The organism is Conexibacter stalactiti (assembly GCF_033542075.1).
Taxonomy (GTDB): Bacteria; Actinomycetota; Thermoleophilia; order Solirubrobacterales; family Solirubrobacteraceae; genus Conexibacter; species Conexibacter stalactiti.
The window spans coordinates 1-15,104 of sequence record NZ_JAWSTH010000135.1 but is presented as its reverse complement, the minus strand read 5'-3'; the positions used below and the strand labels follow the sequence as shown (position 1 = coordinate 15,104).

The window sequence follows — 15,104 nt, the reverse complement described above, 5'->3', positions numbered from 1 at the left end:
GTCGCCGTCGCCGCCGCGCTGCCGGTCGCCGCCGCGGGTGCGCTCGCGGCGGTGCTGGCCGCGGGCGGCGGCGCCTCCGGCGGCGGCGAGCAGCCGTCGTCGGGGCGCCGCGGCAGCGAGGTCGTGGAGCGGCGCACGCTGGTCGAGAACGCGACCGTCGACGGCACGCTCGGCTACGACGACCCGCGCCCCGCGCTCGACCGTCTCGGCGGCACGCTGACGTGGCTGCCCCAGACCGGCGCGACGATCCGCCCCGGCGAGCGGCTGTTCGCGGTCGACGGCGAGCCGGTGATCCTGCTCGACGGCCGCGTGCCGGCATGGCGCACGCTGACCAGCGGCGACGAGGGCGCCGACGTGCGCCAGCTGGAGCGCAACCTCGCCGCGTTCGGCTACGACCCCGGCACGGTCGACGACGACTACACGTCGGCGACCGTCGCCGCCGTCAGCGACTGGCAGGAGTCGCTCGGCGTCGCGGAGACCGGGACGGTCGAGCTGGGCGCCGTCGTCTTCCTGCCGGGCGCGCGCCGCGTTGGCGAGGTGACCGGCTCGCTCGGCGGCAGCGGCGGCGGGAACGCGAACGCCGCGTGGGACGGCGGCTCCGGCGGCCTCCAGACGCTCGCCATCGCGGATCCGGGCGGAGCGACGACGACGGTTCCGGCGGAGACGACGCCGCCGGCCGCGACGACGCCGACGGAGACGACCACGACCCCGCCGGCGACGACGCCGACGACGCCGAGAACGACGCCGACGACGCCGAGAACGACGCCGACGACGCCGAGAACGACACCGACGACGCCCAGAACCACGCCGACGACGCCGAGAACGACGCCGACGACGCCGCCTGCCGGGGCGAGCGGCTCCCCGCAGGCGACCCCGTCGATGAGCGGCGGGGGTGGCGGCGACGGCGGCGGCACGCCGAGCGGCGGCGACGGCGGGGACGGGGGCGACGGCGGCAGCGGCGCCGGCAGCGAGGTGCTGAGCACGACCTCGACGCGGCGCGTCGTGACCGCCGACGTCGATGCGGCCGATCAGGGGCTCGCGCGCGTCGGCGGGCGCGCGACGGTCGAGCTGCCGAGCGGCCGCCGCGTGCAGGGCCGGATCGTCGAGGTCGGCACCGTCGTGACGAGCAGCGGCGGCGAGGGCGACGAGGGTGGCGGCGGCGGCGACAGCACGCCGACCCTGCCGGTCACGATCGAGCTGCGCTCGCAGCGCGGCGTCGGTCGTCTCGACGAGGCGCCGGTCGTCGTCGAGCTGGCGCGGACGACGCGCAGAGACGTGCTCGCGGTCCCGGTCGCGGCGCTCGTGGCGCGCGCGGGCGGCGGCTACGCGGTGCGCGTGCGCAGCGGCACGACGACGCGCGAGGTCGCGGTCGAGCCGGGCATGTTCGCCGACGGCTACGTCGAGCTGACCGGCGGCGCCGTGCACGCCGGCGATCGCGTCGAGGTGCCGCGATGAGGCGCCGCGCCGTGCGCGCCGACGCCCCGCCGGCCGACACCACGCGCGGCGACGTTGCGCCCGCCGACGCCGCGCGCGGCTCGTCGGCCGCCCGCAACGCGACGCCGGTGCTGGAGCTCGACGAGGTCACGAAGCAGTACCCGGGGGTGACCGCGCTCGACCGCGTCTCGCTGCGGATCGCCGCCGGCGAGCTGCTCGCGATCGTCGGCCCGTCGGGCTCGGGCAAGTCGACGCTGCTGCAGATCATGGGCACGCTCGACCGCCCGACGAGCGGCCGCGTGCTGATCGAAGGGCGCGACGCGGCCGCCTGCGACGACGGCGAGCTGGCGGCGCTGCGCGCGCGCCGGATCGGCTTCGTCTTCCAGCAGTTCTTCCTGCTCGACGGCGCCAGCGCGCTCGACAACGTCGCCGACGGCCTGCTCTACACCGGCACGCCGCGGTCGCAGCGGCGCGAGCGGGCGCGCGACGCGCTCGACCAGGTCGGCTTGAGCGAGCGCGCCCACCACGTCCCGGCGGCGCTGTCGGGCGGCGAGCGCCAGCGGGTCGGGATCGCGCGCGCGATCGTCGCGCGGCCCGCGATCGTGCTCGCCGACGAGCCGACCGGCGCGCTCGACAGCGCGCGCGGCGCCGAGATCGTCGCGCTGCTGCGGGAGCTGAACGAGCAGGGCACGACGATCGCGGTGATCACGCACGACCGTGAGATCGCCGGCAGCCTCCCGCGCCAGGTGTCGGTCCGCGACGGACGGCTCGTCGGCGACGAGGTCGCCGTATGAGGCGGCCGCGACGCGGCGCGCGCGAGCACGCGCCCAGCCGCCTGCTGCTCGCCGACGCGCTGCGGCTCGGCGCCCACGGGCTCAGCACGCGGCGGGCGCGCGCGGCGCTGTCGGCGATCGGGGTCGCGATCGGCGTCGCCGCGATGGTCGCGGTGCTCGGCGTCGCCGAGTCGAGCCGCACGCGCGTGCTCGACGAGCTCGACCGGCTCGGCACCAACCTGCTGACGGTCGGCCCCGGCGAGAGCTTCTTCGGCGACACGGTGACGCTGCCCAAGAGCGCCGCGCCGGCGCTGCGCGGCCTGCCCGGCGTCGAGCTGGCCGCCGCCGCCACGAGCGTCGGCGAGTCGGTCCGGCGGACCGATCGCATCCCCGAGGAGGAGACCGGCGGGATCGACCTGGCCGCCGCCGAGCCGGGGCTGCTCGCCGCCGTCGGCGGGTCGCTCGCCAGCGGCCGCTTCCTCGACGCCGCGCTGGAGCGCTACCCGGCGATCGTGCTCGGCTCGCTGACGGCCGAGCGGCTGGCGATCGACCGGCCCGGCGCGCGCCTCTACGTCGGCGGCCACTGGATGACGGTCGTCGGGATCCTGAGATCGGTGCCGCTCGTGCCGGAGCTCGACCGCGCCGCGGTGATCGGCTACCCGATCGCCCATCGCCTCTTCGGCACGACCCGCAGCGCGTCGAAGATCTACCTGCGGACCGACCCCGACGCGGTCGTGCGGACGCGCGCGCTGGTCGGCGCGACGGCGAGCCCGGAGAGACCGGAGGAGGTCGCCGTCAGCCGGCCCTCCGACGCGCTCGCGGCGAAGGCGGCGACCGAGGACGCGCTGACCGCGCTGCTGCTCGGTCTCGGCGCCGTCGCGCTGCTGGTCGGCGGGATCGGGATCGCGAACGTGATGGTGATCGCGGTGCTGGAGCGGCGGCGCGAGATCGGCCTGCGGCGCGCGCTCGGCGCGACGCGCCGCCACGTCGCGGTGCAGTTCCTCTGCGAGGCGCTGCTGCTGTCGGCGCTCGGCGGCGCGCTGGGGGTGCTGCTCGGCGCGGTCGCGACCGGCATCTACGCGACCAGCCAGGACGTGCGCGCGGTGGTGCCGGCGACCGCGATCGCCGGCGGCCTGCTGGCGTCGCTGGCGATGGGCGGGATCGCGGGGCTCTACCCGGCGCTGCGGGCGACGCGCCTCTCCCCGACGGAGGCGCTGCGGGCGCCGTGAAAGCTACGGTGGAGGCGGGCCGTCAGCGCCCGCCTCCGCTGTAGGACGTCCCGTCCTAGCGCAGCAGCGACAGGACCGACTGCGGCGCCTGCTGCGCCTGCGCGAGCATGCTCGTGCCGGCCTGCTGCAGGATGTTGTTCTTCGTGAACGTCACCATCTCGGCCGCCATGTCGACGTCGCGGATGCGCGACTCCGACGCCGACAGGTTCTCCTGGTAGACGGAGAGGTTGTTGTAGGTGTGCTCGAGGCGGTTCTGGACCGCGCCGAAGGTCGCGCGCTGCGTCGAGACGGCGGTGATCGCCGCATCGATTCTCGCGAGCGCGTCGGCCGCCGTGAGGTCGAGCGCTCTGTGTCTCGCTCTGTCGTCGAGCGAGATCGTCGCGACCGCGATGACCTCGCCGTCGTTGGCGCCGACCTGGAAGGAGATCGTGTCGTTTCTTCTGATCAGCTCGATGCCGTTGAACTGCGCGGAGGTGCCGATCCGCTCGATCTCGTCCTGCAGCTGTCTGACCTCCGATCCGATCGCCGTTCTGTCGGCGGCGGCGAGCGTGCCGGTCTTGTACTGGACCGCCAGCTCGCGGATGCGCTGGAGCATCGAGTGGACCTCGGTCAGCGAGCCTTCCGCCGTCTGGACGAGCGAGATGCCGTCCTGGACGTTGCGGCGGGCCTGATCGAGGCCGCCGATCTGCCCGCGCAGCTTCTCCGAGATCGCCAGGCCGGCGGCGTCGTCGGCAGCGCGGTTGATCCGCAGGCCGCTGGAGAGACGCTCCATCGACTTCGCCAGCTTGCCGCTGGTGTGCTCGAGGTTGCGGTGCGCGTTGAACGCCTCGACGTTCGTGTTGATGCGAAGGGACATGGTGCATCTCCTTGATGTCGTCCCCGGGGCGACCTCGTGTCGGCCCTCTGTTCGAACCTGAGGATCGGCCGGCGGCTGACTGCACGAAAGCAAGCGGACACCAGAGCGGAAGGAGCGGGCGCCAGAGTGCTAAATCGAGCGGAATGGCCGATGTGAAGCTGGCACAGCGGCGCCACAATCGACGCCGTCGTGCGCCGGCCAGAGACCACGTACTCACTCTCCCAGCTCTACTCCGGAGCGATCGAGATCGTCGCGCGCGACTACGGCTCCGCGCTGGAGATCGACGGGGTCGCGGCGCGGCTTAACACCTCCCGGCGGCAGTTGCAGCGCGCCTTCACCGAGATCGGGGGAACGACCTTCAGCCGGCACCTGACGGCGGTGCGGATGGCTCACGCCGCCGAGCTGCTCGGCGATCCGAGCGTGACGATCGGCGCGGTCGCCTGGCGCGTTGGCTACCGCCACCAGGCGCACTTCACGAAGTCGTTCCGGCTGCACCACGGCGCGCTGCCGTCGGTCTACCGCCGGCGGGTCGCGCTGCCGCGGCTGGCCGCGCAGCTGCGTGCCGCGCGGGTCGCGCGATGAACCGTCCCGCCACGATCGACAAGCTCCGGCGGCTGCACGAGCAGGCGGTCAAGATCATCGAGCGCGAGCACACGAACGGGATCGAGATCGACGAGGTCGCCGCGTTGCTGTCGACCTCTCGCCGGCAGTTGCAGCGCGCCTTCGTCGAGTTCGGCGGCGTGACCTACCGGCAGCACGTGACCGAGGTGCGGATGCGGCATGCGGCGCGGCTGCTGGCCGACCGGTCGCTGACGATCGGCGCCATCACCGAGCGTGTCGGCTACCGCCAGCAGTCGCAGTTCTCGAAGTCGTTCCGCGCCCGCTACGGCATCCTGCCGTCGGCCTACCGGCGCGCGCTGGCGTCTACCCCTCCAACGTCGCCGTCGCCAGGCAGCTGACGCCGCGCGGGCCGGAGGCGCGCACGGAGATCTCGTCGGCGCCCGGGTAGTCGGGCAGCGTGCGGCGGATCCGCAACGAGCCGTTGGAGCGGGTGCGGGCGCTGCCGCGCCAGGCGACGCGGCGCTCGTGCACGAGCGCGACGCTCCAGTGCGCGCCGCCGCGGCGCGTGTCGATCCGCAGCTCGACCTCGACCTTGCCGTCGTCGCCCTTCAGCCGCAGCTCGCCATCGGCGCCGCGGGCGCAGTCGGCGCTGACGCGGGCGTCGTCGCCGGCGCGGGCGGCCGGGGCGGCGGCGAGCGCGAGCGCGGGCGCCGTCAGCGCGAGCGCGGCGGCGAGCAGGTGCGGGAGCGGGAGCGGGCGGCGCATCGGTCGCTCAACGGTCGCGCGCCCGGCACCGATCGCGCAATGGGACTTATGTCGCAGGCGGCCCGAGCCCGTGGCGCTCGGCCCACAGCGCGGCCTGCGTGCGGTCGGTCACGCCGAGCGCGCGGAAGATGCTCGTCAGGTGCGACTTGACCGTCTTCTCGCTGATCTCCAGCCGCCGCGCGATCAGCTTGTTCGGCAGTCCCTCGACGAGCAGCTCCAGCACCTCGCGTTCGCGCGCGGAGAGGGCGGCGAGCGGATCGGGAGCGGTGCGCGCCGTCAGGATCGTGCGCGCCGCGCGCGGGTCCAGCGGCGACTCGCCGCGCGCCGCGGCGCGGATCCCCTCGGCGACCTGCGCCGCGTCGACGTCCTTCAGCAGGTAGCCGCAGGCGCCGGCCTCCAGCGCGCCGACGATCCGCGCGCGTTCGGAGAACGAGGTCAGCACCAGAACCGCCGTCGCCGGCCGCTCGGCGACGATCCGGCGGGTCGCTTCGATCCCGTCCATCTCCGGCATCTCCAGGTCCATCAGCACGACGTCGGGCGCGCTCGTCAGCGTCTGCGCCAGCGCATCGGCGCCGTCGGCGGCGACGCCGACCAGCTCGATCCCGTCGAGCGCCGCTATCAGCCGCCCGAGCCCGTCGCGGATGACGCCGTGGTCGTCGGCCAGCAGCACGCGGATCATGCCGGCAGCTCCAGCTCGACGCGCGTGCCGGCGCCCGGTCGCGAGCTGACGATCAGCCTGCCGCCGGCCTGCGCGACCAGCTCGTCGAGCAGCGTCAGGCCGAGGTGGCCGTCGGCCGCGCCGCGCTCGCGCTGCGCGCCGTCGAAGCCGCGGCCGTCGTCGCTGACGAGCAGCCGCACGCGGCCGTCGGCCGGTCGCGTCAGCGCGATCCGGACCGTGCCGGGGTCGGCGTGCGCGGCGGCGTTGCGGACCGCCTCGCGCGCGACGCGGTAGAGCAGCACGGCGCCGTCGCCGCGCACCGCGGCCGCCTCCTCCGCCACCTCCAGCTCGGTGCTCACGCCGGCCGCCGCGAGCGGGCTGAGCAGGTCGCTGAGCGCGACCTCGAGGCCGGCCGCATCGAGGTTCGGCGGGTGGATCTCGACCAGCAGCGTGCGCAGGTCGCGCACGCCCTGGCGCAGGCGCGCGGTCGCGTCGCCGAGCACGGTCGCCTCCTGCTCGTCGCCGCGGCGGTGCGCCTCCTCGGCGAGCGGGGCGAGGCCGAAGGCGACGCCGGCGAGGTCCTGCACGACGCCGTCGTGGAGGTCGGCGGCGATCCGCCGGCGTTCCTGCGCGGAGGCCTCGACGGCGCTGGCCAGCAGCGCCTCGCGCTCTTCGTGCCCGCGCTGCAGGCGCCGCGCCAGCGACCACGCCAACGGCGCCTGGAACAGCAGCAGCACGAGCAGCCCGCCGAGCAGCGGCGGCGCGAGCGCGCGCAGCAGCCGCTCGCCGTTGGCGCTGATCGAGCTGAACTGCTGGTAGATCTCGAACAGCACCTGCGTGCCGTCGGGGGTGCGGATCGTCGTGTGCGCCTCCAGCAGCTTGCCCTGCGGCCGCTCGTAGCGGTTCTCCGGCTGTGACAGGTCGCTCAGCTCGGCCTCCGCGCCGCCCGTGTCGAACAGCTCCTGCTCCTCCTCGCCGAGCACGAATCTTCTGCCGATCAGCGCCGGCTCGTCGGAGTAGAGGATCGTGCCGTCCTCGCTCCACAGCTTCACGCGCACGATCGAGCCGGTCAGCACCTGCCCGAGCACGATGTCGTCGAGCCTCCGCAGCGCGGCGGGGTCGCCGCGCACGACGCCGTCGGTCAGGCCGGCCGCCTCGACGACGCGGCCGGCCGCCTGGACGCGCTCGCGCGTGTCGCGCTCGGCCTCGTCGATCGCGACCTGGCGCAGCGCGAAGAAGCCGCCGACGACGATCACGACGATCGCCGCGAGGCTGCCGAGCATGAAGCGCGCGACGGCCGTGCCGATCCGCGGCGGCGGACCGGCGAGCCGTGCGCCGGCACGCTGCGCGCCCCTGTTGCTCGCTTGCGACACGCCGACCATCTTGCCCGGTCGGCGCGCCGCGAGCACGTGCGCGGCGAGCGCGCCGCTCAGCGCGGCGTGTGGCGGCTGTGCAGCATCAGGTCGTTGCCGTCCGGGTCGGTGAAGAAGGCCATGTGGCAGACGCCGGTGTCGAAGGTGTCGCCTGTGAAGCTGACGCCTCTCGCCTCCAGGTCGGCGCGTGCCGCCGCGATGTCGTCGACGTGCAGCGCGAGGTGGCCGTTCTTCTGCGGCGCGAACGGCATCCCCTGGCGCTCCGGCTCCCAGATCCCGAGGCAGGTCTCACCGACCCAGAACTCGTAGTCGGCCTTGTCGTCCTTGCGCAGGCCGAGCGTCTCGCCGTAGAACTGTCTGGCGCGGTCGGCGTCCTGCGAGGGGACGGCGACGAAGTCGAGCTTGGTGATCGTCGACATGGCGGGGCTCCTCACTGTCGGGTGGGGGACGGCGTCGATCCTGACAGCGATTGCGGTCAACGACGGACCTCAATCGCGAGATCCGGTCAGCGCACGGCCCGCTGCGACCTAAGTCGCATTGAGACCCGGACCGCCGTTGGCGCACGATGACGCTCGTCCATCCCCTCGAAACGACGGAGATCTTCCTCATGCCCCTCAAGTTCGGCAGGTTCGTCCTCGTCGCGGCGCTCGCCGCGACGGTCGCGGTGCCGAGCGCCGCGCTCGCCCGCCACGGCGGCGACGACGACGGCGACGACCGCGGCCGCGATCGCGGCGTGCGCGTCAGCGGCAGCTGCGACGGCAGCTCGACGGCGAAGCTGAAGGTCAAGCCCGACGACGGCCGCCTCGAGGTCGAGTTCGAGGTCGACCAGAACCGCAACGGCGTGACCTGGAACGTCCAGGTGCGGCGCAACGGCGCCGTCGCCTTCTCGACGCGCGCGACGACGCGCGGGCCGAGCGGCTCCTTCAGCGTCGAGCGCAAGATCACCGACGGCAGCGGCAGCGACCGCGTCACCGCGCGCGCGACGAGCCCGTCGGGCGAGGTCTGCACCGCCGCCGCGCGCTTCTGAGGCGGAGCAGCGCTGCCCGCACTCGCCGCCGCGCGCTACTGACGCCGCCGCCGGCGCGCGCCGCCCGCCGCGGGTGGCGCGCCGCCGAGCGCGAGCTTGAGGTCGGCCTCCACGCGCTGGTCGAGGTCGCTCCGGTGGAGCCCGCCGAGCGCGTGGTCGCTGATCAGCACGCCGTCGAGGTGGTCGAGCGCGTGCGCGATCAGCCGAGCGCGGTCGCCGTCAGCGTCGAACTCGTACGGCTCGCCCGCGAGCGTGTGGTTGCGGACGCGCAGCCGCTCCGGCCGGTCCACGACGCAGGAGAGGCCCGGCAGGCTCGGACACTCCTCGACCTCGGCCTGCTCGTCGCCGCCGCGCTCGACGACGGTCGCGTCGATCAGCGCCAGCGGCGGCTCGCGCTGGTCGTCGACGACGGCGACGCGCAGCCCGATCCCGACCTGCGGCGCGGACAGTTCGCCGACGCCGCGCGCGTGCAGCGTCAGGAACAGCGTCGCCAGCAGCTCGCGCAGCGCCAGCTGGTCGAGCCCGCCGCCGGCGACCGCCGCGGCCGGCATCCGCAGCACGCTGCGGCGCAGGTCGTGCAGCTCGGGTGGCAGCGTGACGATCCGCAGCGGCTCGCGCGCGCCGGCCGGCGCGGCCGGCTCCGGCTCGGCGTAGACCGACGCGAGCGCGGCGGCCGCTCGCCGCGCCGGCGTCGTGGCGACGATCGCCTCCGGCGCGACGCCGTCGGTGAAGAAGCCGCCGTCGAGCAGCTCCAGCTCGTGGAAGAGGATCCGGGCGATCCAGCCGTCGAAGGTCTCCTCGTGCGTGCGCGCGGCGACGTCCTGCCAGCGGACGGTGATCGTCGCCGGCCGCACGACCTCGGCGTGGACGCCGGGCAGGCAGAGGTTGCCCTCGGCGTAGGCGACCTCGCCGCCGCCGGTCGCGACTACCTCCGGGTTGGCCATCGCGAGCGTGTGCTCTCCGTCGGAGGCGACCACCAGCCGCAGGTCGAGGCCGGCCATCGGCGCCGCGAGCCCGACGCCGCCGGGCGGCGCGTGCATCGCGCCGAACAGGCCGCGGACGATCGCGCGCCGCTGCGCGTGGCCGATCTCGTCGAAGTCCAGCGGCGCGGCGGTGCGACGCAGGAACTGACCGGGCAGGTCGAGCCCGGCGAGCGTCGTGCGGATGAGCGAGAGCGAGGCGAGCGAGGCGCTGACGGATGCCATCGAGCCGCATGGTAATCGGCCGGTAGCAACCAAACTTGAACATATTCGCGCGTAACCGACCATTCACATCGTGGTCACGCCCCGGTCACGGAATTGCCCAGCGCCGCCCCTACGGTCGGGCGGGCCATGAGACTGACGATTCCCCGCAGCGCCCGCTGGGCCGCGCTCGCCGCCGCGTGCGCGATGTTCCCGCTCCCCTCGCCGGCCTCCGCCGCCGACGCCGCCGACCGCTCCAGCTTCCTGCTGCCGATGCTGCCGGACACGCAGTTCTACTCGCGCTACGCGACCGCCGAGACCGGCGAGCTGTTCATGACCCGCTACGACAGCGAGCCGTACGCGGCCCAGACGCAGTGGCTCGTCGACAACAAGGACAGACTCGAGATCCCCTTCGTCGCCCACCTCGGCGACATCGTCGACCAGCACGGCAAGACGCAGGAGTGGGAGGTCGCCAAGGACGCGATGAGAATCCTCGAGGACGGCGACCTCGACTACTCGATCCTCGCCGGCAACCACGACGTCGCCAACGGCTGTTACGGCACGTCCTGCCACGACGACAGACGCACCCTCGCGAACGAGCGCTACCTCAGCGCCTTCCCGACCTCGCGCGCCGCGCAGCAGAGCAGCTTCAGAGGCCGTCACTCCTCCGGCTTCCACGAGTGGCACACCTTCACCGCCGAGGGCCGCACCTTCCTGATGCTCGCGATGTCGTGGAGCGCCTCCGACGACGCGATCGCCTGGGCCCGCAGAGTGATCGCCGACAACCCGACGCTGCCGGTGATCCTCACGACGCACGAGATCCTCGGCGTCGCCGGCGACGGCGTCACCGCGACCGAGACCACGCAGGGCCTGCGCCTCTGGAATCAGCTGATCAGGGACAACGACCAGATCTTCCTGACGGTCTCCGGGCACAACCACGGCGCCGCCCACCTGCGCAAGACCAACGACTTCGGCCACAGCGTCGACCAGATCCTGCTCGACTACCAGATGGCCTACATGGGCGGCAACGGCTACCTCGGCCTGTTCGAGTTCGACTTCACCAACGACAAGCTCGACACGACCGTCGTCTCACCGTGGGTGAAGCTGAAGCCGGCCGAGACGCTGATCGCCGACTACGACGTCGTCGTCCGCCCCGGCGCGAACGAGAACCTCTCGCTGCCGATCGACTGGGACGCCCGCTTCGGCGGCTTCGAGGGCACGCCCGGCGCGCTCTCGCCGGCCCACCCGTCGCTGCTGGAGGCGGCGAAGGTCGCGGCGCGCGACGGTTTCGTCGACCCCGAGGTCAGAGCGCCGGCCGCGCCGCACGACGGCGACGACTACCCGAAGGTCGACGGCACGCTCGCGCACTGGCGCTTCGGTGCCGGCAGCGGCTCGCCGGTCGCGGTCGGCAGCGGCGTCGAGGACGTCGCCGGCGACAACGACCTCAGACGCGTCCCGCTCGACAGCGACGGCATCGTCGGCGCGCAGCTCGGCGACGTGACGCACGTCGCCGACCATCCCTTCCTGTCGGCCGACAGCGGCGCGATGTGCTTCGACAACACGACGAAGAGCCCGATGCGGCTCAGCTACCTGAGCACGGCCGCGAACGCCCCGGTCAACTCGGCCAGCTTCCCGAACGGCTACACGATCGAGTCGTTCGTCAAGATCGACGCCGACTGGACCTCCGGCGGCAACGCGTGGATGGGCGCGCTGACGCGTGACGGCAAGCGCGGCGAGGTCACCGGCTTCCCGATCCCGGGCAGCGACTCCGACGAGCCGGCCTTCACGCTCGCGGTCTCCTCGCTGCGCGAGATCCAGTGGAACGCGTCGGTCGTGACGCCGCTGGCCGAGCGGACCAACTGGTCCGGCGAGGTGATGCCCGACAAGTGGCTGCACGTCGTCGCCGTCAACGACCCGATCACCGCGACGACGACGCTCTACATCGACGGCGCGCCGGTGCTGCGCAACGCGATCAACGGCGTCGGCCTCGGCACGGCGAACAAGCCGTGGCGGATCGGCTCCTCGACGTGGGCCGGCGAGACCGCCGACGGCTGGCTCGGCTGCATCGGCGAGACCCGCATCGTCGATCACGTGCTGCCGCGCGAGCAGTGGCTGACGGCGCGCACCTACGTCGCGCCGGAGGAGCCCGGCACGAGAGAGCCGGAGACGAGAGAGCCGGAGACGAGAGAGCCGGAGACCGGCGGCGGCACGACGACGCCCCCGGCCGACGGCGGCACGACGACGCCGCCGGCCGCGACGCCGCTGCCGGGCGGCGACACCGCGGTGCCGCCGGTCGCGACGCCGGCCGCACCGGCCGCGGCCGCACCGAGAACGCCGGGCGCGACGGCGAGAGCGCCGCGGATCGCCGCGATCGCCGTCGCCGGTCAGCGCCTGCGGATCCGCCTCGGCGGCGCCGCGAAGGTCCGCGTCGCGCTGCGCGCCTGCCCGGTCGGCGCGAAGGCCTGCGCCAGACGGCCGGCGCGTACCTTCACGCTCACCGCCAAGCGTGCCGGCACCGTGACGGTGAGACTGCCGCGCGCGCTGCGCGCCGGCCGCTACCGCGTCGAGGTGACGGCGACCGCGGGCGGCAGAACGAGCCGCCGCGGCGCGACCGTGCGCGTCGCGGCGCGGCGGTAGGCGCCGCCCACCCGCGCCGCCGCGCGGAGGAACGGACGTCTGGTGCCCCGATGCGGCACCAGACGTCCGGTGGTGGGAATCGGGCACGGTATAAACGGCGTGTGCGTGAGCGGGTCTCCAGCGAGCGCTTCGTCGGCCGCGCGCCGGAGCTGGCGGCGCTCGACGCCGACAGCGGCGCGGTCCTGATCGCCGGCGACGCCGGGGTCGGCAAGAGCCGCCTCGTCGCCGAGCTGGCGCAGCGCGCCCGCGCCGGCGGCCGGCTGGTGCTGATCGGCGAGTGCGTCGAGCTGGCCGAGGGCGAGCTGCCCTACGGCGCGATCGTCGCGGCGCTGCGCCCGCTGCTGCGCGAGCCGGCGGTGCGCGAGCTGCTGAGCGCCGCCGAGCGACGTGAGCTGGCGCCGCTGTGGCCCGAGCTGGGGCGGCTCGAGGGGGACGCGCCCGCCGCGCCCGCCACCGCGTCAGCGGCGGGAGCCCCCGCCGCTGACGCGCCCGCCCCGCCCGTCGCCGGCCAGGGACGCGTCTTCGCGCTGCTGCTGGCGCTGCTCGGTGCGCTCGCCGAGCGCCAGCCGGTCGTCGTCGTGATCGAGGACCTGCACTGGGCCGACCGCTCGACGCGCGACTTCGTCGCCTACCTCGTGCGCGCCGCGCGCGAGCAGCCGATCGCGCTCGTGGCGACCTTCCGCGCCGAGGAGCTGCATCCCGACCACCCGCTGCGGCCGTTCGCCGCCGAGCTGGCGCGCGTGCGCGGGGTGCGGCGGATCGAGCTGCGCGGCTTCACCCGCGCCGAGCTGGCGCTGCAGGTCGCGGACATCCTCGGCACGACGCCGCCGGCCGCGCTCGTCGAGCGGCTGTTCGAGCGCACCGAGGGCAACGCCTTCTACACCGAGGAGCTGCTCGCGGCCGGCGCGGGCGGCGGGCTGCCGGCAGAAGACCCGCTCGCGGCCGGTGCCGGCGGCGGGCTGCCGGCGTCGCTGCGCGACGCGCTGCTGCTGCGGATCGAGCCGCTCTCGGCTGCTGCGCGACGGCTGCTGGCGGTCGCCGCGACGGCCGAGCGGGCCGTCGACGAGCGGCTGCTCGAAAGCGTCGGCGAGCTGGCGCCGGACGCCTTCGCGCCGGCGCTGCGGGAGGGGCTCGACCATCACGTGCTCGTCGTCCGCGGCGATGGCGGAGCGAACGCCACACCCGACGCGACGGCGCGGACCGCCTACGCCTTCCGTCACGCGCTCGTGCGCGAGGCGGTCTATCGCGACCTGCTCGCGCAGGAGCGCGCGCAGCTGCACGGCGCGCTCGCGCGGACGCTGGAGCAGCGGCCGGAGCTGGCCGCCGGCGGCGTCGGCGTCGCCGGCGAGCTGGCCCACCACTGGGAGGCGGCCGGCGAGCCGGCGCGGGCGCTGACGGCGTCGGTGCGCGCCAGCGCGGAGGCCGAGCGCGCCTTCGCCTTCGTCGAGGCCGAGCGCCACTGCGAACGGGCGCTGGCGCTGTGGGAGCAGGTGCCCGAGGCGGCCGCGCGCGCCGGGCTCGACCACGCCGAGCTGCTGGCGCGGGCCGCGGAGGCGGCGATTCGCAGCGACTGGCCGCAGCGGGCGGCCGCGCGCGCCCGCGAGGCGATCGCCGAGCTCGACCCGCGACGTGAGCCGCTGCGCGTCGCGCAGCTGCATCAGCTCGCCGGGCGCGCGCTGTGGCTCAGCGCCGAGCACGCCGACGGGCTGATCGCCTATCGCGAGGCGGTGCGGCTCGTCCCGGCCGATCCGCCGACGCCGGAGCGGGCGCGCGCGCTCGCCGGCGAGGCGCAGGCGCTGATGCTGAAGGGCCGCTCGGAGGAGGCGCACGCGCGCTGCACGGAGGCGCTGGCGCTGGCCGAAACGGTCGGCGACCGCGTCGTCGAGGCGCACGTCCGCAACACGTTCGCCGGTCTCGGGTGGCGCTTCGGCGACCCGGTCGCGCAGGCGACGCGGGCGCGTGAGCTGGCGGTCGCGGCCGGTTCGCTGGAGGAGATCGGCCGCTCCTACGCGAACGGCTCGGAGGCGCTGGAGGCGACCGGCCGGATCGACGCGGCGGTCGCGCTCGCGCACGAGGGGATCGACCTCGCGCAACGCTGGGGGATGGGCGACTTCCGCTTCTACCTGACCTGCTCGGTCGCCGGTTGGCAGCTGCGCCGCGGCGAGCTCGACGAGGTCGAGCGGCTGGTCGGCGAGGAGACGCGCGAGGACCACAGCACCGTCGCCCAGCTGCACGACGTGAAGGGGCGGCTGGCGCTGCTGCGCGGCCAGTTCGACGCCGCGGACGCCGAGCTTGAGCGGGCGGTGCGGCAGGCGCACGGCCTCGGCGGGCCGGAGTGGTACCCGGCGGCGCTGGCGGCGCGCGGGCTGCTGCGGCTGTGGGAGGGGCGGCCGGCGACGCGGCCGCGCTGCTGCGCACCGCGCTCGACGCCGTCGCCGACCTCCAGGTCGCGCCGTGGCTGGGCGACTTCTGCGAGGTCTATCCGACCGCCGCGCGGATCGCGGCGGAGCGGGCGGAGCTCGCGCGCTCAGGGGGGGAGGCGGCGCGCGCGAGCGCCTCGCCCGCGCCGACCGGCGCGGCCGCCTCCGTGCCCACGGAGGCCGCCGCCGC

General features: G+C 75.0%; 14 protein-coding genes. 8 read left to right on the top strand and 6 right to left on the bottom strand.

Features of this window, described 5'->3' with window-relative positions; all coding sequences use genetic code 11:
- The 3 genes from R7226_RS28645 to R7226_RS28635 all read left to right on the top strand — a co-directional run.
- A partial coding sequence (locus R7226_RS28645) for a peptidoglycan-binding domain-containing protein (RefSeq protein WP_318600885.1) occupies window positions 1-1,455 on the top strand: 1,455 nt, incomplete at its 5' end.
- 107 nt (window positions 1,456-1,562) lie between these two features.
- Window positions 1,563-2,228 (top strand): ABC transporter ATP-binding protein, encoded by a 666-nt coding sequence (locus R7226_RS28640; RefSeq protein WP_404827921.1) that lies wholly within the window; start codon window positions 1,563-1,565, stop codon window positions 2,226-2,228.
- On the top strand, window positions 2,225-3,436 hold the full coding sequence (locus R7226_RS28635; RefSeq protein ID WP_318600883.1) for an ABC transporter permease: 1,212 nt from the start codon (window positions 2,225-2,227) through the stop codon (window positions 3,434-3,436). The genes R7226_RS28640 and R7226_RS28635 overlap by 4 nt, the downstream gene beginning before the upstream one ends.
- A gap of 55 nt (window positions 3,437-3,491) precedes the next feature.
- Here R7226_RS28635 and R7226_RS28630 read toward each other — a convergent pair whose 3' ends face one another.
- A complete protein-coding gene (locus tag R7226_RS28630) occupies window positions 3,492-4,292 on the bottom strand; it encodes a flagellin N-terminal helical domain-containing protein (protein WP_318600882.1) in 801 nt (266 codons plus the stop codon).
- A 189-nt stretch (window positions 4,293-4,481) separates the two neighbouring features.
- Here R7226_RS28630 and R7226_RS28625 point away from each other — a divergent pair, with 189 nt between their 5' ends.
- Together R7226_RS28625 and R7226_RS28620 are read left to right on the top strand one after the other, a co-directional pair.
- Window positions 4,482-4,874 (top strand): helix-turn-helix transcriptional regulator, encoded by a 393-nt coding sequence (locus R7226_RS28625; RefSeq protein WP_318600881.1) that lies wholly within the window; start codon window positions 4,482-4,484, stop codon window positions 4,872-4,874.
- Window positions 4,871-5,251 (top strand): helix-turn-helix transcriptional regulator, encoded by a 381-nt coding sequence (locus R7226_RS28620; RefSeq protein ID WP_318600880.1) that lies wholly within the window; start codon window positions 4,871-4,873, stop codon window positions 5,249-5,251. Before R7226_RS28625 ends, R7226_RS28620 begins: the two co-directional genes overlap by 4 nt.
- On the opposite strand, the gene R7226_RS28615 is transcribed toward R7226_RS28620, so the two are convergent.
- From R7226_RS28615 to R7226_RS28600, 4 genes are read right to left on the bottom strand one after another with little or no spacing between them, the layout of a single operon-like run.
- Window positions 5,217-5,618 carry a hypothetical protein gene (locus R7226_RS28615; RefSeq protein ID WP_318600879.1) on the bottom strand — a complete coding sequence of 134 codons (402 nt, stop codon included), beginning with the start codon at window positions 5,616-5,618 and terminating at the stop codon, window positions 5,217-5,219. The genes R7226_RS28620 and R7226_RS28615 overlap by 35 nt on opposite strands.
- 46 nt (window positions 5,619-5,664) lie before the next feature.
- Window positions 5,665-6,297, bottom strand: a complete 633-nt coding sequence (locus tag R7226_RS28610) for a response regulator transcription factor (RefSeq protein ID WP_318600878.1) — start codon at window positions 6,295-6,297, stop codon at window positions 5,665-5,667.
- Window positions 6,294-7,649 carry a sensor histidine kinase gene (locus R7226_RS28605; protein ID WP_318600877.1) on the bottom strand — a complete coding sequence of 452 codons (1,356 nt, stop codon included), beginning with the start codon at window positions 7,647-7,649 and terminating at the stop codon, window positions 6,294-6,296. The genes R7226_RS28610 and R7226_RS28605 overlap by 4 nt, the downstream gene beginning before the upstream one ends.
- Before the next feature lie 56 nt (window positions 7,650-7,705).
- Window positions 7,706-8,068 carry a VOC family protein gene (locus tag R7226_RS28600; protein ID WP_318600876.1) on the bottom strand — a complete coding sequence of 121 codons (363 nt, stop codon included), beginning with the start codon at window positions 8,066-8,068 and terminating at the stop codon, window positions 7,706-7,708.
- A gap of 188 nt (window positions 8,069-8,256) precedes the next feature.
- Between R7226_RS28600 and R7226_RS28595 the strand changes: the two genes are divergently transcribed.
- Complete coding sequence (locus tag R7226_RS28595) at window positions 8,257-8,676, top strand: hypothetical protein (RefSeq protein WP_318600875.1); 420 nt, start codon at window positions 8,257-8,259, stop codon at window positions 8,674-8,676.
- 35 nt (window positions 8,677-8,711) lie between these two features.
- Here the strand turns inward: R7226_RS28595 and R7226_RS28590 are convergent, their stop codons facing one another.
- Window positions 8,712-9,881: a peptide deformylase gene (locus R7226_RS28590; RefSeq protein ID WP_318600874.1), complete on the bottom strand. Its 1,170-nt coding sequence runs from the start codon at window positions 9,879-9,881 to the stop codon at window positions 8,712-8,714.
- A 126-nt stretch (window positions 9,882-10,007) separates the two neighbouring features.
- Here R7226_RS28590 and R7226_RS28585 point away from each other — a divergent pair, with 126 nt between their 5' ends.
- Together R7226_RS28585 and R7226_RS28580 are read left to right on the top strand one after the other, a co-directional pair.
- On the top strand, window positions 10,008-12,494 hold the full coding sequence (locus tag R7226_RS28585; protein WP_318600873.1) for a LamG-like jellyroll fold domain-containing protein: 2,487 nt from the start codon (window positions 10,008-10,010) through the stop codon (window positions 12,492-12,494).
- 101 nt (window positions 12,495-12,595) lie between these two features.
- A partial coding sequence (locus R7226_RS28580; protein ID WP_318600872.1) for an ATP-binding protein occupies window positions 12,596-15,104 on the top strand: 2,509 nt, incomplete at its 3' end.